22 protein-coding genes are annotated in these 21,823 nt (G+C 61.4%); 7 read left to right on the top strand and 15 right to left on the bottom strand.

Annotated elements, in window-relative coordinates; translation table 11 throughout:
- Window positions 1–11: 11 nt before the first annotated feature.
- A complete protein-coding gene (locus CAF87_RS11585) occupies window positions 12–2,267 on the bottom strand; it encodes a heavy metal translocating P-type ATPase (protein WP_085731528.1) in 2,256 nt (751 codons plus the stop codon).
- A gap of 84 nt (window positions 2,268–2,351) precedes the next feature.
- Here CAF87_RS11585 and cadR point away from each other — a divergent pair, with 84 nt between their 5' ends.
- Window positions 2,352–2,801 carry a Cd(II)/Pb(II)-responsive transcriptional regulator gene (gene cadR, locus CAF87_RS11580; protein ID WP_007953454.1) on the top strand — a complete coding sequence of 150 codons (450 nt, stop codon included), beginning with the start codon at window positions 2,352–2,354 and terminating at the stop codon, window positions 2,799–2,801.
- A 48-nt stretch (window positions 2,802–2,849) separates the two neighbouring features.
- Here the strand turns inward: cadR and CAF87_RS11575 are convergent, their stop codons facing one another.
- From CAF87_RS11575 to CAF87_RS11565, 3 genes are all read right to left on the bottom strand, one after another.
- Window positions 2,850–3,821: a thymidylate synthase gene (locus tag CAF87_RS11575; RefSeq protein WP_085731527.1), complete on the bottom strand. Its 972-nt coding sequence runs from the start codon at window positions 3,819–3,821 to the stop codon at window positions 2,850–2,852.
- Between the two features lie 50 nt (window positions 3,822–3,871).
- The gene (gene lgt / locus CAF87_RS11570) at window positions 3,872–4,687 is read right to left on the bottom strand and encodes a prolipoprotein diacylglyceryl transferase (protein ID WP_065258902.1); all 816 of its coding nucleotides are present in this window, start codon (window positions 4,685–4,687) and stop codon (window positions 3,872–3,874) included.
- Between the two features lie 96 nt (window positions 4,688–4,783).
- A complete protein-coding gene (locus tag CAF87_RS11565) occupies window positions 4,784–5,566 on the bottom strand; it encodes a sulfite exporter TauE/SafE family protein (RefSeq protein WP_085731526.1) in 783 nt (260 codons plus the stop codon).
- A gap of 130 nt (window positions 5,567–5,696) precedes the next feature.
- Here CAF87_RS11565 and CAF87_RS11560 point away from each other — a divergent pair, with 130 nt between their 5' ends.
- Window positions 5,697–6,443 carry an NRDE family protein gene (locus tag CAF87_RS11560; RefSeq protein WP_085731525.1) on the top strand — a complete coding sequence of 249 codons (747 nt, stop codon included), beginning with the start codon at window positions 5,697–5,699 and terminating at the stop codon, window positions 6,441–6,443.
- 31 nt (window positions 6,444–6,474) lie between these two features.
- Here the strand turns inward: CAF87_RS11560 and ptsP are convergent, their stop codons facing one another.
- Entirely contained in the window at window positions 6,475–8,739 is a 2,265-nt protein-coding gene (gene ptsP, locus CAF87_RS11555; protein ID WP_085709024.1) for a phosphoenolpyruvate--protein phosphotransferase, read from the bottom strand.
- Window positions 8,740–8,761: 22 nt separating this feature from the next.
- Window positions 8,762–9,241 (bottom strand): RNA pyrophosphohydrolase, encoded by a 480-nt coding sequence (locus CAF87_RS11550; RefSeq protein WP_003229203.1) that lies wholly within the window; start codon window positions 9,239–9,241, stop codon window positions 8,762–8,764.
- A gap of 143 nt (window positions 9,242–9,384) precedes the next feature.
- Here CAF87_RS11550 and CAF87_RS11545 point away from each other — a divergent pair, with 143 nt between their 5' ends.
- The gene (locus tag CAF87_RS11545; RefSeq protein ID WP_085731524.1) at window positions 9,385–10,041 is read left to right on the top strand and encodes an HAD family phosphatase; all 657 of its coding nucleotides are present in this window, start codon (window positions 9,385–9,387) and stop codon (window positions 10,039–10,041) included.
- 22 nt (window positions 10,042–10,063) lie between these two features.
- Here CAF87_RS11545 and CAF87_RS11540 read toward each other — a convergent pair whose 3' ends face one another.
- Both CAF87_RS11540 and ilvA read right to left on the bottom strand, forming a co-directional pair.
- Window positions 10,064–10,489, bottom strand: coding sequence for a DUF2269 domain-containing protein (locus CAF87_RS11540; protein ID WP_085731523.1), 426 nt, complete (start codon window positions 10,487–10,489; stop codon window positions 10,064–10,066).
- A 39-nt stretch (window positions 10,490–10,528) separates the two neighbouring features.
- Window positions 10,529–12,043 carry a threonine ammonia-lyase, biosynthetic gene (gene ilvA, locus CAF87_RS11535; RefSeq protein ID WP_085731522.1) on the bottom strand — a complete coding sequence of 505 codons (1,515 nt, stop codon included), beginning with the start codon at window positions 12,041–12,043 and terminating at the stop codon, window positions 10,529–10,531.
- Between the two features lie 148 nt (window positions 12,044–12,191).
- Here ilvA and rpiA point away from each other — a divergent pair, with 148 nt between their 5' ends.
- Window positions 12,192–12,866, top strand: coding sequence for a ribose-5-phosphate isomerase RpiA (gene rpiA, locus CAF87_RS11530; protein ID WP_085731521.1), 675 nt, complete (start codon window positions 12,192–12,194; stop codon window positions 12,864–12,866).
- A gap of 54 nt (window positions 12,867–12,920) precedes the next feature.
- Here the strand turns inward: rpiA and CAF87_RS11525 are convergent, their stop codons facing one another.
- The 4 genes from CAF87_RS11525 to CAF87_RS11510 all read right to left on the bottom strand — a co-directional run bounded on the left by CAF87_RS11525 (window position 12,921) and on the right by CAF87_RS11510 (window position 17,191).
- The gene (locus tag CAF87_RS11525; protein ID WP_085731520.1) at window positions 12,921–13,838 is read right to left on the bottom strand and encodes an SdiA-regulated domain-containing protein; all 918 of its coding nucleotides are present in this window, start codon (window positions 13,836–13,838) and stop codon (window positions 12,921–12,923) included.
- 106 nt (window positions 13,839–13,944) lie between these two features.
- Window positions 13,945–14,868 carry an SdiA-regulated domain-containing protein gene (locus CAF87_RS11520; RefSeq protein WP_085731519.1) on the bottom strand — a complete coding sequence of 308 codons (924 nt, stop codon included), beginning with the start codon at window positions 14,866–14,868 and terminating at the stop codon, window positions 13,945–13,947.
- Window positions 14,869–15,090: 222 nt separating this feature from the next.
- Entirely contained in the window at window positions 15,091–15,756 is a 666-nt protein-coding gene (locus tag CAF87_RS11515; RefSeq protein WP_085731518.1) for a fumarylacetoacetate hydrolase family protein, read from the bottom strand.
- A 40-nt stretch (window positions 15,757–15,796) separates the two neighbouring features.
- A complete protein-coding gene (locus CAF87_RS11510) occupies window positions 15,797–17,191 on the bottom strand; it encodes an FAD-binding oxidoreductase (protein ID WP_085731517.1) in 1,395 nt (464 codons plus the stop codon).
- A gap of 206 nt (window positions 17,192–17,397) precedes the next feature.
- On the opposite strand from CAF87_RS11510, the gene serA reads away from it, so the two are divergent.
- Window positions 17,398–18,627 (top strand): phosphoglycerate dehydrogenase, encoded by a 1,230-nt coding sequence (gene serA / locus CAF87_RS11500; RefSeq protein WP_085709015.1) that lies wholly within the window; start codon window positions 17,398–17,400, stop codon window positions 18,625–18,627.
- 63 nt (window positions 18,628–18,690) lie between these two features.
- Here the strand turns inward: serA and CAF87_RS11495 are convergent, their stop codons facing one another.
- Entirely contained in the window at window positions 18,691–19,116 is a 426-nt protein-coding gene (locus CAF87_RS11495) for a DUF4399 domain-containing protein (protein WP_085709014.1), read from the bottom strand.
- 134 nt (window positions 19,117–19,250) lie between these two features.
- Here CAF87_RS11495 and CAF87_RS11490 point away from each other — a divergent pair, with 134 nt between their 5' ends.
- The gene (locus tag CAF87_RS11490; RefSeq protein ID WP_085731516.1) at window positions 19,251–19,835 is read left to right on the top strand and encodes a transporter substrate-binding domain-containing protein; all 585 of its coding nucleotides are present in this window, start codon (window positions 19,251–19,253) and stop codon (window positions 19,833–19,835) included.
- A 6-nt stretch (window positions 19,836–19,841) separates the two neighbouring features.
- Here CAF87_RS11490 and CAF87_RS11485 read toward each other — a convergent pair whose 3' ends face one another.
- Complete coding sequence (locus CAF87_RS11485; protein ID WP_085731515.1) at window positions 19,842–20,327, bottom strand: DUF523 domain-containing protein; 486 nt, start codon at window positions 20,325–20,327, stop codon at window positions 19,842–19,844.
- 1 nt (window position 20,328) lies between these two features.
- Entirely contained in the window at window positions 20,329–20,961 is a 633-nt protein-coding gene (locus CAF87_RS11480) for a 2OG-Fe(II) oxygenase (protein ID WP_085709011.1), read from the bottom strand.
- 108 nt (window positions 20,962–21,069) lie between these two features.
- On the opposite strand from CAF87_RS11480, the gene CAF87_RS11475 reads away from it, so the two are divergent.
- The gene (locus CAF87_RS11475; protein ID WP_085731514.1) at window positions 21,070–21,822 is read left to right on the top strand and encodes a DUF2059 domain-containing protein; all 753 of its coding nucleotides are present in this window, start codon (window positions 21,070–21,072) and stop codon (window positions 21,820–21,822) included.
- The last annotated feature ends 1 nt before the right edge of the window (window position 21,823 follow it).

Raw genomic sequence — 21,823 nt, 5'->3', positions numbered from 1 at the left:
TCCCTCTTCCTCTATTTGCGCAACAGGCGCAAACCGTTGAACACCACCAGCAGGCTCACGCCCATGTCGGCAAACACCGCCATCCACATGGTGGCGAGCCCGGCGAAGGTTACCCCAAGAAAGATCGCTTTGATCACCAGTGCCAACGCAATGTTCTGTTTCAGGATGCAGGCCGTGTTGCGGGACAGACTGATGAAGGCCGGAATCTTGCGCAGATCGTCGTCCATCAGGGCGACATCAGCGGTTTCAATCGCCGTATCGGTACCGGCCGCCGCCATGGCGAAACCGATCTCGGCCCGAGCCAGTGCCGGCGCATCGTTGATGCCGTCGCCGACCATGCCGACCCGACGGCCCTGTGCGTACAGGTCTTCGATGGCTTGCAGTTTGTCGGTCGGCAACAAGTCGCCCTTGGCCTGATCGATCCCGACCTGCGCCGCAATCGCCTGCGCGGTGTGAACGTTGTCGCCGGTGAGCATCAGGGTTTTCACGCCCAGATCGTGCAATTGGCGGATCGCCTCGCGGCTGGTTTCCTTGACGGTGTCGGCCACGGCGAACAGCGCCAGCGGGCCGGAGCTGTCGAGCAGCAACACCACGGACTTGCCCTGCTTCTCCAGAGCGAACAGCTTTTCTTCCAGTTGCGGCGAGCACAGGCCCAGTTCTTCCACCAGTCGGTGATTGCCCAAATGGTAGGCCTGACCGTTGACCTCACCTTTCACACCGCGCCCGGCCAACGCTTCGAAGTTATCCACAACCAGCGGCGCGAAACCTTTATCCACAGCGGCATTGGCGATGGCCAGCGACACCGGGTGATCGGAGCGCCCGGCCAGCGCGGCGGCAATCGCCGGAGCCGTGCCGTCGGCAGTCGGGTCGAGGGACAGGTAATCGGTCTGCACCGGTTTGCCGTGGGTGATGGTGCCGGTCTTGTCGAGGGCCAGATAGTCAAGCTTGAAACCGCCCTCCAGGTACACGCCGCCCTTCACCAGAATGCCTTTGCGCGCCGCCGCCGCGAGGCCGCTGACGATGGTCACCGGGGTGGAAATCACCAGTGCACACGGGCACGCGACCACCAGCAGCACCAGCGCGCGGTAGATCCAGTCGAACCACGCGCCCCCCATGAACAGCGGCGGGATGATCGCCACGGCCAGGGCCAGAACGAAGACCACCGGGGTGTAGATCTTCGAGAACTGATCGACGAAGCGCTGGGTCGGCGCACGTGCGCCTTGCGCCTGTTCCACGGCGTGGATGATCCGCGCCAGGGTGGAATTGTTTGCCGCTGCGGTCACTGTGTATTCCAGCGAACCGGCCTGGTTGATGGTGCCCGCGAAAACTTTGTCGCCGACGGTTTTCTCAACCGGCAGGCTTTCACCGGTGATCGGTGCCTGATCGATGGTCGAACTGCCGCTGACGACTTCACCGTCCAGCGCGATGCGCTCGCCGGGTTTCACTCGCACGCGGGCGCCGAGATCGATGCTTTTGACGTCCAGTTCGACCCAGTTGCCGTGCGCCTGCAACACCGTCGCCTGCTCCGGCGTCATCTGCATCAAACCGCTGATGGCGTTGCGTGCGCGATCCAGCGAGCGCGCTTCGATCAGCTCGGCCACGGTAAAGAGGAACATCACCATCGCCGCTTCCGGCCACTGGCCGATCAACACGGCGCCAGTCACGGCGATACTCATCAGGGCGTTGATGTTGAGGTTGCGGTTCTTCAGGGCGATCCAGCCCTTCTTGTAAGTGGTGAGGCCGCCGCTGAGGATCGAGATCAGCGCGATGATCGCCACCACCCAGGTCGGCGCGGCGCTGGTGAAGTGGATCACTTCGGCGGCGAGCGCACCGACGCCGGACAGCGCCAATGGCCACCAGTGTTTTTTCACCGGGGCGGCGGCCGGGGAATCAACGCCGGCCTCCAGCGGCTCGGCCTGCATGCCGAGGGATTTGATCGCGTCGATGATCGGCGCGGTGTCCGGCAGATTATGGGTCACGCCGAGCACGCGATTGATCAGGTTGAATTCCAGCTGCTGGATCCCGGCCAGTTTGCCGAGCTTGTTCTGGATCAGTGTCTGCTCCGTCGGGCAGTCCATTGCTTCGATGCGGAAACTGCTCAAGCGGGCGTCGGCGCTTTTCGCCTCGCTCAGTTGAATCAGCGACGGGACCGCGGCTTTTGATGCACAGCAGGCATCAGCACCATGGTCATGTTTATGCACAGGCTGCAATTTGTGGCTGTGATCGTGTCCCGCGTGGGATTTGTGGGTGTGCTGGGAATCGCTCATTGGTCGCGTCCATGAAGGTGCCTGTTGCCAAGTAAAGACCCTGTAGCCACTATAGGGTCAAGCACCCTTTTGGAGATTGCCGTCATGAAGATCGGAGAACTGGCGAAACAGACCGATTGCGCCGTGGAAACCATTCGCTACTACGAGCGCGAAAACCTGCTGCCGGAGCCGGCCCGCAGCGACGGCAACTACCGCGTCTACACCCAGGCCCACGCCGAGCGCCTGACCTTCATCCGCAACTGTCGCACCCTCGACATGACCCTCGAAGAAATCCGCAGCCTGCTCGCCTTGCGCGACAGTCCGCAGGATCAGTGCGAAAGCGTGAACGCACTGATCGACGAGCACATCCAGCACGTCAAGGCGCGGATCGACGGGTTGTTGGCGTTGCAGACGCAACTGCTCGACCTGCGCCAGCGTTGTGGCGAAGGACCGGAGGCGGATCAGTGCGGGATCCTGCAGCGGCTGGAGGTGAGTGGCGGGGTTGTGGCGGCGGAGGTTGAGCATTCGCATGTGGGCCGCAGCCACGGCCATTAAGAACGCCAGAAACAACTGAGGGAGCCATTTGGCTCCCTCGGTGTTTGATCAGACCGCCATCGGCGCGGTCATCGGCGCATGGTGCTCATAACCTTCCAGCGAGAAGTCGCCTGGCTCCACCAGTTCCAGCCACTCCGGCTGGTAAATACCCGTCTTGGCAAACTCCGGCACACGATCCGAAATCTTCAGTTTCGGCATGGCGAACGGCTCGCGCTTGAGCTGTTCGTTGAGCATGTCCAGATGGTTTTCGTAGACGTGGGCGTCACCGATGAAATAGGTGAACCAGCGCGGCGTGTAGCCGGTCAGGCGACCGATCAGGCTCAGCAGCGCGGCGCCTTCGGTGAGGTTGAACGGCGTGCCCAGACCCAGGTCGTTGGAACGGATGTAGAGCGTCAAAGAGATCTCTTTGGTCTCGACATTCGGGTGGAACTGGTACAGCAGATGGCACGGCGGCAGGGCCATTTCATCGAGCTGGGCGCAGTTCCAGCCGTGGAACAGGATACGCCGGCTGCCCGGGTCCTTGATGATCGTGTCGACGCACTGGCGCACCTGATCGATGGCTTTGTACAGCACCACGTAGGCCTGGCCGTCTTCTTCGCCCTGGGCAATCTGCTTGTAGCCGTTGCTCAGGGTTTGTTCGATGGCGGCGCTGTTGCTCAGCGGGATCTGCTTGTACGCCGGCCATTTGCGCCATTGCACACCGTAGATTTCGCCGAGGTCGTCTTCGCCCTGGCGGAACGGGTTGGCCAGCCACTGGGCGTTTTCGTTGGCGTTCTGATCCCAGACCTTGCAGCCCAGCGCACGGAATTCGGCGGCGTTGTTCACGCCACGCAGAAAGCCGCACATTTCGCCGATGGCCGATTTGAAGGCCATCTTGCGGGTGGTGATCGCCGGGAAACCTTCCTGCAGATCGAAGCGCAGCATCGCGCCCGGAAAGCTGATGGTGTTCACGCCGGTACGGTTGGCCTGTTTGGTACCGTTGTTGATGACGTGCGACACCAGATCGAGATATTGCTTCATGAGTTACCTGTGTCCTTGAGCCCCGGCCAGCTGCGCCGGGGTTCGAATATTTAAGCTGTCGGTGCAACCGGCGCCGACGGGGCACGGCGGTAGGCCAGCCAGATCAGGAACAGCCCGCCGATGATCATCGGTACGCAGAGGATCTGACCCATGGTCAGCCAGTTCCAGGCCAGGTAGCCCAGTTGCGCATCCGGCACGCGGACGAATTCGACGATGAAACGGAAGATGCCATAGAACAGCGCGAACATGCCCGAGACCGCCATGGTTGGTCGCGGCTTGCGCGAGAACAGCCAGAGGATCAGGAACAATGCCACGCCTTCCAGTGCGAACTGATACAGCTGCGACGGGTGGCGCGGCAGTTGCGCCGGGTCGCTGAACGGCGGGAACACCATGGCCCACGGCACATCGGTGGCCTTGCCCCACAGCTCGGCGTTGATGAAGTTGCCGATACGTCCGGCGCCCAGACCGATCGGCACCATCGGTGCCACGAAGTCCATCAGCTGGAAGAACGACTTGCCGTTACGCTTGCCGAACCACAAAGCCGCCAGCATCACGCCGATGAAGCCGCCGTGGAACGACATGCCGCCCTTCCACACCTCGAAAATCAGCGTCGGGTTGGCGATGTAGGCGCTCAGATCGTAGAACAGCACATAGCCCAGTCGCCCGCCGACAATCACGCCCATCGAGAGCCAGAACACCAGATCGGAGAGTTTCTCCTTGGTCCAGGTCGGGTCAAAACGGTTGAGCCGGCGCGACGCCAGCAGCCACGCACCGCCGATGCCGACCAGATACATCAGGCCGTACCAATGGATTTTCAGCGGACCGATGGCCAGGGCCACCGGGTCGATCTGCGGGTAAGGCAGCATTGCGACTCCTCGTTAGAGTTCAAATCTTCAAAATTCCCGGGCGACGCTGCCACCTCAGGATTAAGCCAGGATTGTGGCCTGCTCGGAACAGACGCCTCAGAACAGAAAGCTCAGTCCCACGCAGAACAGCAAAGCGGCGAACAGCCGTTTCAGCAACTTCGGCGACAACTTGTGCGCCAGCCGCGCGCCGAGACGGGCGAACACCATGCTGGTCAGCGCAATGCCCAGCAGCGCCGGCAAATACACAAACCCGAGACTATGGGCCGGCAGCAACGGATCATGCCAGCCCAGAATCATGAAACTTATTGCACTTGCCACGGCGATCGGCAGGCCACAGGCCGACGAAGTCGCCACGGCCTGCTGCATCGGCACGCTGCGCCAGGTCAGGAACGGCACGGTCAACGAGCCGCCGCCAATCCCGAAAATCGCCGAGGCCCAGCCGATCACACTGCCGGCCACGGTCAGACCGAATTTGCCGGGCACCGTTCGGCTGGCCTTGGGTTTGACGTCCAGCGCCAACTGCGCCGCGATCACCAGGGCGAACACACCGATGATTTTTTGCAAGTTGGGCCCGGAGATCGCTTCGGCAGTCAGCGCCCCGAAACCGGCACCGAGCAGGATCCCGACGGTCATCCAGGCGAAAATCGGCCAGCGCACCGCCCCGCGTCGATGATGTTCACGCACGGCGTTGACCGAGGTGAAGATGATCGTCGCCAGCGACGTGCCGACGGCCAGGTGGGTCAGGATCGACTGATCGAAGCCCTGCAAGGTGAAACTGAACACCAGCACCGGAACGATGATGATCCCACCGCCAACCCCGAACAGCCCGGCCAGCACGCCTGCACAGGCACCCAGTGCCAGATAGAGCAGAAATTCCATGACTGCCTCCAGAGGCGCATCCCAAAACCGGAGCGGCATGGTAACGGATGCATGGCCTTCGGCTCCACTGGCGATGGATGCACGGACGATGTCTGCGTAGAGTGGGCAAAAAACACACAAGGACTACCTTATGTGCCTGATCGTTTTCGCCTGGCGGCCGGGGCATGCCCAGCCGCTGATCGTCGCGGCCAACCGTGACGAATTCTACGCCCGGCCCAGCCTGCCGCTGGCCCAATGGCCCGAGTCGCCGCAGGTTCATGCCGGACGGGATCTGGAGGCCGGCGGCACCTGGCTCGGCCTCGGCGCCAACGGCCGCTTTGCCGCGCTGACCAACATCCGCGATCCGCATCAGCCTCCGGCCCGGCGTTCCCGGGGTGAACTGGTGGCGGGATTTCTGACCGGAAACCTGTCGATCGATGACTATCTGTCCGACGTTGTCGCCCGCTCGCCGGAGTATGCCGGGTTCAATCTGCTGCTGGGCAACGCCAACGAGCTGTGGCATTTCAACGCGCGGTCTTCGGAACCGGTGATCTTGCAGCCGGGCCTCTACGGGCTTTCAAATGCCGGACTCGATACGCCGTGGCCAAAACTGCTCAAGGCCAAGGCGGCATTGAGTGCGGTGCTGGATGATCCGCAACCCGAGCAATTGCTCGCGCTGCTGGGGGATGCGCAGACCGCGCCGTTTGCCGAACTGCCGGACACCGGCGTGGGCCTGGCAACCGAGTCGTTGCTGTCGAGTGTGTTTATTGCCAGCCAGAGCTACGGAACGCGGGCGAGTACGGCGCTGATCGTGCAGGCGGACGGGACGCGGCGGATGGTGGAACGTAGTTTCGGGCCGTACGGCGGGCATCTGGGGGAAGTGGAGATCAACCTTTGAAGATCGCAGCCCGAAGGCTGCGATCTTCTGTTCAGAGCGGTTTGACCATCCGCGATAAACCGAGACTCTTCAGCGCCAGTTGCAGCGAGCTGTGGATAACTTGCGGGTTATCGATCGTCATCAGTTCCGCCAGCAGATCCTTCGCCTTGCTCAGATTGATCTGACGCAGCATCCACTTCACCTTCGGCAAGTTGGTGGCGTTCATCGACAGGCTGTCGAAGCCCATCGCCATCAACAGCACCGCCGCCGCCGGGTCACCGGCCATCTCGCCGCAGATGCTCACCGGTTTGCCTTCGGCATGGGCGTCGCGCACGACGATCTGCAAGGCTTGCAGCACCGCCGGGTGCAGATAGTCGTAGAGATCGGCCACGCGCGGGTTGTTGCGGTCCACGGCCAGCAGATACTGGGTCAGGTCGTTGGAACCCACCGACAGGAAGTCCACCATCCGCGCCAGTTCCCTGGTCTGGTAGACCGCCGCCGGAATCTCGATCATCACGCCCACCGGCGGCATCGGCACATCGGTGCCTTCGTCGCGCACTTCGCCCCAGGCCCGGTGGATCAGGTGCAATGCCTCTTCGAGCTCATGGATGCCGGAGATCATCGGCAACAGGATCCGCAGGTTGTTCAGGCCTTCGCTGGCCTTGAGCATCGCACGGGTCTGCACCAGGAAGATTTCCGGGTGGTCGAGGGTGACGCGGATCCCGCGCCAGCCAAGGAACGGGTTGTCTTCCTTGATCGGGAAGTACGACAGCGCCTTGTCACCGCCGATGTCCAGCGTACGCATGGTCACCGGTTGCGGGTGGAACGCGGCGAGCTGTTCGCGGTAGATCGCCAGTTGTTCCTTTTCGCTCGGGAACCGCTGGTTGATCATGAACGGCACTTCGGTCCGATACAGACCGACACCCTCGGCACCGCGTTTCTGCGCCCGCGCCACGTCCGCCAGCAGGCCGGTGTTAACCCACAGCGGCATGCGGTGACCGTCGAGTGTCACACACGGCAAGTCACGCAGGGTATCGAGGCCCAGCGCCAATTGCTTCTCTTCTTCCACCACGTCGGCGAATTGCTTGATCAGCACTTCGCTCGGGTTGGTGTAGATTTCGCCCTTGATCCCGTCGACGATCATCGGGATGCCATCGACCTTGGCGTACGGCAAGTCGACTACACCCATCACCGTCGGAATACCCATGGCCCGGGCCAGGATCGCGACGTGGGAGTTACCCGAACCCAGTACCGAGACCAACCCCACCAGCTTGCCTTCCGGCACTTCACCGAGCTGGGTGGCGGTCAGCTCTTCACTGACCAGGATGGTGTTGTCGGGGAAAACCATGTTGGTCGTGCGGTCTTCCTGCAGGTAGGCCAGCAGACGGCGACCTAGGTCACGCACATCCGACGCCCGCTCACGCAGGTATTCATCGTCCATCAATTCGAAACGGTTGACGTGGTCGGTCACCACCTGACGCAGCGCGCCCTGGGCCCACTGACCCGTCTTGATCACGGTTTTGACTTCGTTACCGAGAGACGCGTCGTCGAGCATCATCTGGTACACGTCGAACAACGCGCGTTCTTCGGGACGCAACTGGGTGGCCAGTTTGGTCGACAGGTTGCGCATGTCGGCGCGCACGCCTTCAAGCGCCTTCTTGAACAGTTTTATTTCGGCATCGATGTCGTCGACAGACTTGTCTGGCACGACATCGAGGTCGGCCGGCGGCAGCATGACCACCGCCGTACCGACCGCCGCACCCGGCGAACCCGGCACACCGACGAACTTGGCTTCCTGGATGCCCTTGCCCTGACGGCCCAGACCTCGGATCGACCCGGTGGCCTCAGCGTGAGCGATTACGCCGGCGAGCTGCGCGCTCATGGTCACGAGGAAGGCCTCTTCACCTTCATCGAACTGGCGGCGTTCTTTCTGCTGGATGACCAACACGCCGACGACGCGGCGGTGGTGAATGATCGGCGCCCCGAGGAACGAGGCGTAGCGCTCCTCGCCGGTTTCGGCGAAGTAGCGATAGCGCGGGTGATCCGCGGCATTTTCGAGGTTCAGGGGTTCTTCACGCGTGCCGACCAGGCCGACCAGACCTTCGTTGGGTGCCATGCTGACTTTGCCGATCGAGCGCTTGTTCAAGCCCTCGGTGGCCATCAGGACGAAGCGGTTGGTCTCGGGATCAAGCAAGTAGACCGAGCAGACCTGGCTGCCCATGGCCTCTTTGACGCGCAACACAATAATCCCCAACGCCGCCTTGAGATCCTTGGCGGAGTTAACTTCCTGGACGATCTTGCGCAGCGTATTGAGCATGGCTCGGGGTCGAACTCCGTCGTCAGTCGCGCGCTAAAAGGCGCGGGGCAAGCTCTTTGAGAGCGCGGCGATACACCTCGCGCTTGAATGTCACCACCTGGCCCAGCGGATACCAATAGCTGACCCAGCGCCAGCCATCGAACTCCGGTTTACCGGTCAAATCCATCCGCACCCGCTGCTCGTTGGAGATCAGGCGCAGGAGAAACCACTTCTGTTTCTGGCCGATGCACAGCGGTTGGCTGTGGGTTCGCACCAGACGTTGCGGCAAACGATAGCGCAACCAGCCCCGGGTACAGGCGAGAATTTCAACATCTTCGCGTTCCAGGCCCACTTCTTCGTTCAACTCGCGGTACAAGGCGTCTTCCGGCGTCTCCTCGGGATTGATTCCTCCCTGTGGAAACTGCCAGGCATCTTGATTGATACGGCGAGCCCATAGCACCTGTCCGGCGTCATTCGTCAGAATGATCCCGACATTAGGACGGAAACCATCGGGGTCGATCACGGCAACAACCTCGCAAACGCATGTCGCCGCATTGTTCCACAAAGCTTGTGAAGGCGGCAACGAAGGTTCCGAGCTTATGTGCACTCTTGTGAAAAGACCGTATTCTTGTGGCCTTTTTACTGACTTTTCAGCGGGTAACTGCAATGCGCCTGGCTTTATTCGATTTGGACAACACCCTTCTGGGCGGCGACAGCGATCACGCCTGGGGCGACTATCTGTGTGAACGCGGCTTCCTCGACCCGATCGCCTACAAGGCACGCAACGACGAGTTCTATCAGGATTACCTGGCAGGCAAACTGGATAACGCCGCGTACCTGAACTTCTGTCTGGAAATCCTCGGCCGCACCGACATGGCCGTGCTCGAGCAATGGCACAGCGACTTCATGCGCGACTGCATCGAGCCATTGATGCTGCCAAAAGCGGTCGAGCTGCTGAAAAAGCACCGCGACGCCGGTGACAAACTGGTGATCATCACTGCCACCAACCGTTTCGTCACCGCACCGATTGCCGTGCGCCTGGGCGTTGAAACCCTGATCGCCACCGAGTGCGAGATGCAGGACGGCCGCTACACCGGGCGCAGCACCGACGTGCCGTGCTTCCGCGAAGGCAAGGTGACGCGCCTGAACCGCTGGCTGGAAGAGACCGGGCATTCGCTGGATGACAGCTACTTTTACAGCGACTCGATGAACGATTTGCCGCTGCTGGAGCAGGTGGTGAATCCGGTCGCTGTTGATCCGGACCCGAATCTACGGGCCGAAGCCGAGAAACGTGGCTGGTCGGTCATCTCACTGCGCGATTGATCTCGAGATCGGGCGCCGGGCCTTAAACCGGCTTGGCGCCCATCAACCCGGCAATCGCGACAAAGCAGACAAAACTGAACAACGCCAGGGCAAAGCTGAACCGGCCGACGCCGCCCGGCGTCTTGCGCAAGCGGTTCAAACGCACCAGCAGCCAGAACCACGCCAGCGCCGCCACGGTGTACAGCACGCTGGAGGCCAGAATCCACGTCTGCCCCAGCGGCCAGCCTACCAGATGCACCATCCACCAGCCGGTGAACGGCATGCTCAGCAACGCCAGGCCCATCAGCAGCCAGACAAACACCCGCGGCCGCTGCAACGTGCGGCTGCCCGCCGTCACATCACCCTTGCGCCGGGCCAGCAAAACCCAGACGCCCAGCCCCAGCGCACTCGCCAGCAAAACCACGGTGGCGACCATGTGCGCCGTTTTCAGGGCAGTTAACGTTTCCATTGTCGAATTTCCTTATGGCCTGCCCATCAGCGTAGCCGCTCAGCCAAGAAACAGCTGATAGGCCGGGTTGTCGCTTTCGTCCCAGTACGGGTAGCCGATTTCCGCCAGTGCGGCGGGAACCAGATGTCGCTCGTCGTGAGGCACCTGCAGGCCGGCGACCACACGACCGTCCGCCGCGCCATGGTTGCGGTAGTGGAACATCGAGATGTTCCAGCGCCCGCCGAGCTTGTTGAGGAAGTTGAACAGCGCGCCCGGACGCTCCGGGAACTCGAAGCGCAGCACCACTTCATCGACCACCTGCGCCGCGCGCCCGCCGACCATGTGGCGGATGTGCAGCTTGGCCAGTTCGTTGTCGGTCAGGTCCAGTACCGGGAAGCCCTGTTCGGTCAGACTCGCCAGCAGTGCGCTGCGCGGATCGTTTTCCGGGTGGGTCTGCACGCCGACGAAGATGTGCGCTTCGCTGCCGGTGTTGTAGCGGTAGTTGAATTCGGTGATCTGGCGCTTGCCGATGGCTTCGCAGAACGCCTTGAAGCTGCCGGCCTGCTCCGGGATGGTCACGGCGATGATCGCTTCGCGGCCTTCACCCAGCTCGGCGCGCTCGGCGACGTGGCGCAAACGGTCGAAGTTGACGTTGGCGCCGGAATCGATGGCGACGAAAGTCTTGCCGCTGACGCCGCGCTGTTCGACGTACTTCTTGATCCCCGCCACACCCAGGGCGCCGGCCGGTTCGGTGATCGAACGGGTGTCGTCGTAGATGTCCTTGATCGCCGCGCAGATCTCGTCGGTGCTGACGGTGATCACCTCATCGACGTAATCCTTGCAGATATCGAAGGTGTGCTGGCCGATCTGCGCCACCGCCACGCCGTCGGCGAAAATGCCTACGGACGGCAGCACGACGCGCTCGCCCGCCGCCATCGCCGCCTGCAGGCAGTTGGAGTCGTCGGGCTCGACGCCGATGACCTTGATGTCCGGCCGCAGGTACTTCACGTAGGCCGCAATGCCGGCGATCAGACCTCCGCCGCCCACCGGCACGAAGATCGCGTCCAGTGGCTGCGGGTGCTGGCGCAGGATTTCCATCGCCACGGTGCCCTGCCCGGCAATGGTGTGCGGATCGTCGTACGGGTGAATGTAGACGTAGCCTTTTTCATCGACCAGTTTCAGCGAGTAGGCCAGGGCTTCCGGGAACGAATCACCATGCAGCACCACTTTGCCACCACGGGAGCGCACGCCTTCGACCTTGATCTCCGGGGTGGTCTTGGGCATCACGATGGTCGCTTTCACGCCCAGCACTTTCGCCGCCAGGGCCAGGCCCTGCGCATGGTTGCCCGCCGACGCGGTGACCACGCCACGGGCGCGTTCTTCGTCGCTCAACTGGGTCAGCTTGTTGTAGGCGCCGCGAATCTTGAACGAGAACACCGGCTGCAAGTCTTCGCGCTTGAGCCAGATGTCGTTGCCCAGCCGCTCGGAGAGCTGGCGAGCGTTCTGCAGCGGGGTTTCTACGGCAACGTCATAAACGCGCGAGGTGAGGATCTTCTTGACGTACTGTTCGAGCATCGGAAAGCATCACTGAGCGGGTTGGGCAGGGCCAACGAGTCTAACCCGGCTTTCGGGCGCACGACCACACGAATCCAGAGGTTTTAGCCCGGCTTGCGGCTATAATGCCGGCCTTTCCGTTCTTACCTTGCCCGCTTCCGGAGCCCGCATGACCCAGGATCAACTCAAACAGGCCGTGGCCCAGGCCGCCGTCGACTTCATCCTTCCGAAACTCGACGACAAGAGCATCATCGGTGTCGGCACCGGCTCCACCGCCAACTGCTTCATCGACGCCCTGGCCCGGCACAAGGGCGCGTTCGATGGCGCGGTCGCCAGTTCCGAAGCCACCGCCGCGCGCCTCAAGGGCCACGGGATTCCAGTGTATGAACTGAACACGGTCAGCGACCTGGAGTTCTACATCGACGGCGCCGACGAAAGCGACGCGCACCTGAACCTGATCAAGGGTGGCGGCGCAGCCCTGACCCGCGAGAAGATCGTCGCGGCCGTGGCCAAGACCTTCATCTGCATCGCCGACGGCAGCAAACTGGTGCCGGTGCTCGGCGCGTTCCCGCTGCCGGTGGAAGTCATTCCGATGGCTCGCAGCCACGTCGCCCGCCAACTGGTGAAACTGGGCGGTGACCCGGTCTACCGTGAAGGCGTGCTGACCGACAACGGCAACATCATCCTCGACGTGCACAACCTGCAGATCACCAACCCGGTGGAGCTGGAAGCGCAGATCAATGCGATCGTCGGCGTCGTCACCAACGGCCTGTTCGCGGCGCGTCCGGCGGATCTGCTGTTGCTGGGCACCAGCGAAGGCGTGAAAACCCTGAAGGCCGAGTAAGCCTGAAGAACCTGTGGGAGCCTGTCCGCTCCCACAGGGGTTCATTGAAGAATGTCAGTTCTGGTCTGGCTTTCTGAAGACATAAAACAGATTCGGCTCACTCACCAGATACAACGTCCCGTCATCATCCATCGCGATGCCTTCCGCCTGCGGCACGGTTTTTTTCAGTCCTTGCCGGCCACCGCTCAACGACATCGTGCTCATCGGGCGCCCGTCCACATCCAGTTCCAGAATCAGCCGCGACTCGTCCGACAGCGCCAGAAGATGGCCGCTGCGCTCGTCGTATTGCAGGCTCGACAGGTCACGCACGAACATCCCGGCATCGCGTTTGGGGTTGTTGATCACATGTACAGCGTAGGATTTTTCCGGGTTGAAGTGCGGAAAGCCATGCACTTCGTAGACCAGCATCGGATCCCGCTCCTTGGCAACGAACAGGCGTTTGCCCACCGAGTCGTAGGCCAGGCCTTCAAATCCTTTGTTGCCACTCATGTGCACGCCGAGCGTCATCTGCTCGGCGTCCGCTGCATCGAGGTAAGTCGTGCCCTGCTCCAGATGAATCTTGATCAGACGCTGCTGACGCTCATCGCTGATGACGTAAGTATCGGCGCTGATGAACTCCACCGCCTCCGCATCGCCGAAGCCGATCAGCGCGACACGGCGCAGGATCCGGCCCTCCAGCGACAACTCGATCAGCTCGGCATTCTTGTTGGTGACGGTGAACAGGCTCTTGCGCACCGGATCGTAGGTCAGCGCGGAGACGTCATCGTTCAGCCCTTCGATGACCCGGGCCTCGATATCCACGTGGTACTCATCCAGATTGATCGCTTCAATGCTGTGGGGCCGCCAGTGACTTTGCAGGTTGAACCAGGCGCGCTCGAACAGACGCAGGTATTGGCCGATCGCAATCAATGCGATCAGGACAACCACCGAAAGGATGATCAGAAGTGGCTTGAGACGGGCAAATCGACGCATGCGGGCTGGGCTCGGGATCAAAACAGGCGGATGAAATATCACGCCTGTCTGAATCGAAGCTTAAAGGCCACTTGCCCCGGACGACAACCTTGCGGCGGCGGGTTGGTTATTTCTGCTTTTCGAAGCGGTAGAACAGGTTCGGCTCGCTGACCATGTACAGCGTGCCCTGCTCGTCCATGGTCACGCCTTCGGCGCGGGGGATGGTTTCCTTCAGGCCGTTGAAACCGCCGAGCAGGGTCATGAAGCTGACTTGCTCGCCTTTCTCGTCCAGCTCCAGCAGCAGGTGCGAGTCGGCAGACAGCACCAGGGTATGGCCAGTACGCGGATCGACCGCCAGGGCCGAAAGGTTGCGGATGTCCAGTTCGTCGTTCGGCAGTTTCTGCTTGTCGCCGGTGAGGGTCTGGCTGCCGTCGCTTTTCCAGGTGAACAGCGCCGGTGGACGCTCTTCGCCCAGCAGCAACTGTTGATTACGCGGGTCCCAGGCAATCGCTTCAAAAGCCTTGTTCTGGTCCTTCGACGGGCCGAGGTCGTATTTCGGGAAATCGTCGCGCTTCAGTTCGCGGGTCGCGGCGTCGACCTTGACGATGGACAGCATGTGCTCGCGCTCATCGACGATGGCCAGCAGGCCGTTGCCCAGTACGGTCACACCTTCAGGATTGCTCCATCCTACCAGCGGCATCTTGCGCAGCACGTCGCCCTGCAAGGTCAGTTCGACCAGGAACGGGTTCTTGCCCATCACCGAAAACAGGGTCTTGCTCTGCGCGTCGTATGACACGTCCGAGGCCTCGTCCTTTTCCATGCCCGGCAGCAGCTTGGCATCAATCACCACCCGATAGTCCGGCAACCAGACACTCGCCGTGCGCTCAGCCGGGCTTTCGAAGCGCTCGCGCAGCCATAGCAGGCCCCGGTCATCCCAATGCATGGCATGCGCCAGGCCGTAAGCGGCAGCGACTACCAGCAACAGCCAGTAATACCAGCGCAGGGCGAAACGTGAACGACGGGCAGGGTTGAGCTGAGTTTGAGATGACATCAGAGGACGCGTTCCGAAAATTCAGGCTATGGGTAATAGCACAAAGAGGCCGGCTCAGACGCCAGGATGACCGGAATTATCCGGACAAGATGTGAAAAAAACGGCAAATGGCCGGATTGCCCTGCGTCTTTGCAGGCTCGATCACAAATCAAAAACGGGAGGCTGCCAGCTTGAGTACTCAACTCAAACCCGCGACCTCCCGCTCGGGAACGCGATGCCGGATCAGCGCACGCTGCTGGTGAAGCGACTGGCGCCCGGCAGTTCCAGCACGATGTCATCGCCGACGTTCAGAGGACCGACGCCAACCGGCGTGCCGGTCAGGATCACGTCACCGGCCTGCAGCGAGAAGCAGCCGGCCATGTGCTGGATCATCGGCACGATCGGGTTGAGCATCGCGCTGCTGTTACCGTCCTGGCGCACTTCGCCATTGATGGTCAGGCGGATGCCGATGTCGGTCAGGTCGGAAAAGGTACTGCCGACCACGAACGGTGCAATCACCGCCGCGCCGTCGAACGACTTGGCGATTTCCCACGGCAGGCCTTTGGACTTGAGTTCGGCCTGCTTGTCGCGCAGGGTCAGGTCCAGTGCCGGGGCGAAGCCGGAGATCGCGTCCAGCACTTCTTCACGGCTCGGCTTGGTCGACAAAGGCTTGCCGATCAATACGGCGATTTCCGCTTCGTAATGCACGGAGCCGCGCTCGGTCGGAATGCTGAAACCGCCTTCCAGCGGCACCACGCAACTGCCCGGCTTGATGAACAGCAGCGGCTCGGTAGGGACCGGGTTGTCCAGTTCCTTGGCGTGTTCGGCGTAGTTACGGCCGATACACACCACTTTCCCCAGCGGAAAATGAATCCGCGTACCGTCGACATACTGGTGCTGATAGCTCATTACCGACTCCTGCCTTCATTGATTCATCAGGGATTGCCAATCAAACCGCGAAGATCTTGCCCGGGTTCATGATGCCGTTCGGGTCGAACACCGCCTTGACCGCTTTCATGTATTCGATTTCCACCGGCGAACGGCTGTAGGTCAAGTAGTCGCGCTTGGTCATGCCCACGCCGTGTTCGGCGGAGATCGAACCGTTGTACTTCTCGACGGTTTCGAACACCCACCTGTTGACGGTCGCGCACTTGGCGAAAAACTCGTCCTTGCTCAGGTTGTCCGGCTTGAGGATGTTCAGGTGCAAGTTGCCATCGCCGATGTGGCCGAACCAGACGATTTCGAAGTCTGGATAATGCTTGCCGACGATCGCATCGATCTCCCGCAGGAACGCCGGGACTTTCGAGACGGTGACCGAGATGTCGTTCTTGTACGGCGTCCAGTGGGAGATGGTTTCGGAGATGTACTCGCGCAACTTCCACAGGTTCTGCAATTGGGTTTCGCTCTGGCTCATCACGCCGTCCAGCACCCAACCCTGTTCCACACAATGCTCGAAGGTTTCGAGGGCGCTGTTGGCCACTTCTTCGGTGGTCGCCTCGAATTCCAGCAAGGCGTAGAACGGGCAATCGGTTTCGAACGGTGCCGGGACATCGCCACGGCCCATGACCTTGGCCAGAGCCTTGTCGGAGAAGAATTCGAACGCAGTCAGGTCGAGCTTGCCCTGGAAGGCGTGCAGCACCGGCATGATCGAGTCGAAATCGGCGGTACCGAGGACCATCGCGGTCAGGTTTTTCGGCGCACGATCCAGACGCATGGTGGCCTCGACCACGAAGCCGAGAGTGCCTTCGGCGCCGATGAACAGCTGCCGCAGGTCGTAACCGGTGGCGTTCTTGATCAGGTCCTTGTTCAGTTCCAGCACATCGCCCTTGCCAGTGACCACTTTCATGCCCGCCACCCAATTGCGGGTCATGCCGTAGCGAATGACCTTGATCCCGCCGGCATTGGTGCCGATATTGCCGCCAATCTGGCTGGAACCGGCGGAAGCGAAGTCCACCGGGTAGTACAGGTGATGTTCTTCGGCCGCGTTCTGCAATTGCTCGGTGACCACGCCCGGCTGGCACACAGCGGTGCGATCAGTGAGGTTGATGTCGAGAATCTGGTTCATGTAGTCGAACGACACCACCACTTCGCCATTGGCGGCCACGGCAGCGGCGGAAAGACCGGTACGGCCGCCCGAAGGCACCAGCGCCACTTTATGCTCGTTGGCCCAGCGGACGATGGCCTGCACTTGTTCGATGGTCTTGGGGAACACGATGGCGCTCGGCGCCGGGGCGAAGTGCTTGGTCCAATCCTTGCCGTACGCGTTCAGGGAGTCGGCATCGGTCAGGACCTTGCCAGGCTCGACCAGGGTCTTCAGTTCATCAATCAGGGCAGGATTGGTCATCGACAGAACTCTCGAACAATTCATGGTCATCCTGAGAACGCTTCACGTCGCAGGAATGAGTGATTAGCGGGGCGGCTATGCTAGCATACCGACCCCGCAGGCCAGTGCCCAAGGCCGGTTCTGCGGTGACGGCTTTCTTGCCGTGCGGGTCAGCTCCAGGCTGCTCCCCTCCCTGCCATTTTTCTCCGGGATACAGGTTTACGCAGATGAGCAAGACTTCTCTCGATAAGAGCAAGATCAAGTTCCTTCTTCTCGAAGGCGTCCACCAATCGGCTGTCGACGTCCTCAAGGCGGCGGGCTATACCAGCATCGAATACCTGACTGGCTCCCTGCCGGAAGACCAGCTCAAGGAAAAGATCGCTGACGCTCACTTCATCGGCATTCGTTCGCGCACCCAACTGACCGAAGAGATCTTCGATCACGCGAAGAAGCTGGTGGCAGTCGGCTGTTTCTGCATCGGCACCAACCAGGTCGACCTGGAAGCGGCCCGCGAGCGCGGTATCGCCGTGTTCAACGCACCGTACTCCAACACCCGCTCCGTAGCCGAGCTGGTGCTGGCCGAAGCGATCCTGCTGCTGCGCGGCATCCCCGAGAAAAACGCTTCCTGCCACCGTGGCGGCTGGATCAAGTCAGCGGCCAACTCCTTCGAGATCCGCGGCAAGAAACTGGGCATCGTCGGCTACGGCTCGATCGGTACTCAGCTGTCGGTCCTGGCTGAAGGCCTGGGCATGCAGGTGTTCTTCTACGACACCGTGACCAAGCTGCCACTGGGCAACGCGACCCAGGTCGGCAACCTGCACGAGCTGTTGGGCATGTCTGACATCGTCACCCTGCACGTTCCGGAAACCGCTGCGACCCAATGGATGATCGGCGAGAAGGAAATCCGCGCCATCAAGAAGGGCGGCATCCTGATCAACGCGGCACGCGGTACCGTGGTCGAGCTGGATCACCTGGCCGCTGCGATCAAGGACAAGCACCTGATCGGCGCCGCCATCGACGTGTTCCCGGTCGAGCCACGCTCCAACGACGAAGAGTTCGAAAGCCCGCTCCGTGGCCTGGACAACGTGATCCTGACCCCGCACATCGGCGGCTCCACCGCTGAAGCGCAGGCCAATATCGGTCTGGAAGTGGCAGAAAAACTGGTCAAGTACAGCGACAACGGTACTTCCGTATCGTCCGTGAACTTCCCGGAAGTGGCCCTGCCGGCTCACCCTGGCAAGCACCGTCTGCTGCACATCCACGAGAACATCCCGGGTGTGATGAGCGAGATCAACAAGGTCTTCGCCGAAAACGGCATCAACATCTCCGGTCAGTTCCTGCAGACCAACGAGAAGGTCGGCTACGTGGTGATCGACGTCGACGCCGAATACTCGGAGCTGGCGCAAGAGAAGCTGCAACACGTCAACGGCACCATCCGTAGCCGCGTATTGTTCTGATCCGGCGCCGAGCCACAAAAAAGGGAGCCCCTCGGGGCTCCCTTTTTCATGCCGGTGAAAAAATCATTCCACAGTGATGGTGATTTTCTTCGAGACCACGGGCGGATCGAAAGCCATGTGGTTCTTGTCGCCCAGCTCCAGCTGCAAGGTGTGCTTGCCTGGTGCCAGTTTGATTTCTGCGAACGTCTGGGCCTTGCCGAAATGCATGTGGTTGGCGTCGGTCGGCACCACTGCGCCGGCCGGAACAATCTCCTTGGCGTCGATCAGCAGATGGTGGTGACCGGTATTCGGCGTGGCATCACCGGCCGGTGCCAGCGCGACATCCTTGGTGCCGAACTTGACGGTGAAGGTCTGCGAAACCTTCGCGCCGTCCTCGGGAGAAACGATGAACACTTCGGCCCCCTTCGGCGCAGGCGTAGCCGCACTGGCCAGCACCGAAACGCCCATCAGCAAACCAGCCAAAGCAGCACGTGACATGAATGTTTTCATTCTCTTCTCCAGTTTTTCCGTAAAATCCGCGCGGTCATGACAACTTCATGACCATTCGTTGTCGAAGGCACTCGACAACCATAGCAAAGCGAGCCTGACCAACAGGCCGCGACAATGATTTCAAAGGAGTGACCATGCGTTTTCTGCCTGGCCTGATCTGCCTGCTACCCCTTCTGAGCCCGCTGGCTCACGCCGAACTGATTGATGACGTCAACGACCGTGGCGAGTTGCGCATAGCCCTTGAGGCTAATACACCGCCCTTCAATTTCAAGGACGGCGACACACTCACGGGGTTCGAGGTCGAGCTTGGGCAACTGCTGGCCAACGAGCTGGATGTGCGCGCCGACTTCATCGTCACCGACGAAGCCGATCTGCTCCAGGGTGTCGAAAGCGGCAAGTACGACGTCGCGCTCAACCACATAGCACTGACAGCGGCGCTCAAGGATCGTTTCGATTTCAGCGAACCTTACAGTCAGGTCAATGCGCAGCTGCTGGCGAAAAAGGATGAACAGCCCCGCCCGTTGGTGCTGGTCCAGGCACTGACTGAAGAGAAACCGAAGATCGGCCCACCGGTGGATCTGGCGATTCCGTTTCAGAAGGGCAACCCGGCGTTTCACGCGAGTCTTGAGAATGCGTTGCAGCGGATCAGGGCGGATGGGCGGCTGGAAGCGCTGTCGAAGAAGTGGTTGAGCGTGCAGGCCTCTGAAGACCTGAAGTGACGGTGTCTAGTCGAGCGCCTTGAGCGCTTGTGCAGCCTGCGGCAGTTCAAGTTCGCTGAAGACTTGCACGCCATGGCGCTTGAGCAAGGCTGCCGTGACACCCTCGCCACTCACCTTCACGCCACTGAACGTCCCGTCATAGGTCAGCAGATTCCCGCAGGAAGGACTGTTGGCCTTGAGCACCGCCACCCGAATCCCGTGCTTTTGCACCAGAGCCAGCGCCTGCCGCGCACCGTCGAGAAACTGCGCACTGACGTCCTCGCCTTCAGTGGTGATCACCGCCGCAAGGCCATCGAGCACTTCACCGCCCTGCCCGCCGGGAATCTCCGCCGCCGCCCGAGGCGTCGGCAGACCACCGGCCACTTCCGGGCACAATGGCACGACGCGCCCCTCGGCAATCCACTGTTCCAGCAGATCGAACGGCCCGCTGGCCCCACCGTCGTAACGCACGCGATGGCCCAGCAGGCAGCGACTGACGAGGATCTTCTGCATCTCAGAACGGCTCGTTGCCACGGCGGCGAAACCAGCCGGTCAGCGACAAGCGCTCGCGCTGCGCCGGCAACACTTCGTGGGGCACTTCACCGGACAGAAACACCACCAGACAACCACCGGTGGGTTGCACGTCATGGACCCGATCACCTTCCAGATACATGCGCAGTTGTCCGCCATCCTCCGGCAGCCAGCCGTCGTTGAGGTAGATCACTGCCGAAACCATGCGCCGGTCATCGTCGCGAAAACGGTCGACATGCTTGCGGTAGAACGCACCCGGCGGGTACAGGGCGAAATGGCATTCGAAGTCCTCCAGACCGAGGAACAGTCCGCGATTGAGCGCCTCGCGCAGGCTGTCCATCAGGTTCAGATAACGGTCGCTGGCCTCAGCCTGACCGGGATCGATCCATTGGATATGGTCGCCGCGAATGCCCTCGCGGACCTCCGAAAACGGCCCGCGTCCGACGCCCGCCGGCGCCAGTTCACCTTCGGCCTCACGTTTACGGCACTCGGCGGCCAGCGCGCGGGTCAGATCCGCAGGCAGGAATATGTTCTGCTGCGACCAGCCACGCTCGGCCAGGTCGTCGACGATACGTAACAGCAGCGGGTGTTCAGAGGATATTTGCATGGCGCGCATAGTATGCCTGCGGCAAGAATTCCGACAGAGCCACGCGGCGGCTTGATACGAATTCTCGACAAGTACTGGCACCGCACGGAGAATAGTCCGCTGCCGACAGGAGTCCCTATGCGCCGTTTGCTTTTTTCACTGTTGATGTTCTGCGTTTTGCCCGCCTGGGCAGACGGCCACGACCAGTTGTACAAGGTCGCCGGCTGGCCGGACCAACGTGCGCATTTCAATGACGCCCTGAGCGCCGCGCAACAGCGTTACCAGAGCAGCCTGCCGCCGGCGGTGTTTCAGGCGCTGGTAAACAACAGCAACCAGCGCTTTGCCCCCCAGGCCGTGGATCAACGGGCCGAAGCGCAACTGCGCAAGAACCTCGCCGATCCGAAACCGGCCCTTTCGTTCTTTCAGTCACCACTGGGCAAGAAGATCGTAGCCGCCGAACTGCTGGCGACCCGTCGCGACCAATTGGCGAAAAATGCCAAGGGCCTGCCGAAGATGCCGGCCAGCGACAGTCGCCTGCTGATCATCGGTCACCTCGCCCAGGCCCTGCCCGCCCGCGAAGCCGGTGCCGAAGTCAGCCTGGCGATTGCCGGCGTGGCGGCGGACAGCCTGAGTTCGATGATCCCCGGCCTGCTCGGTGGCGGTCAGGCCCAGGGCATGTTGAACGGTCAGCGTCAGCGCCTGATGGATCAGATCGGCGCCGACCTGAACAACACGCTGCTGTACGTCTATCGCGACTTGTCGGATGAAGAACTGGAAGAGTTCGCGACCTTCGCCGAATCCACCGAAGGCAAGGCCTACTATCAGGCCGCGCTGGCAGCAATCCGCGCCGGGCTGGCCGTCGGCCAGAGCACCTCGAACCTCAGTCAGTGAC

It is taken from the genome of Pseudomonas sp. R38(2017) (assembly GCF_002112395.1).
In the GTDB taxonomy this organism is placed as follows: domain Bacteria; phylum Pseudomonadota; class Gammaproteobacteria; order Pseudomonadales; family Pseudomonadaceae; genus Aquipseudomonas.
Note: the sequence above shows the minus strand (reverse complement) of the source record. Positions and strands in the feature narration are given on the sequence as shown.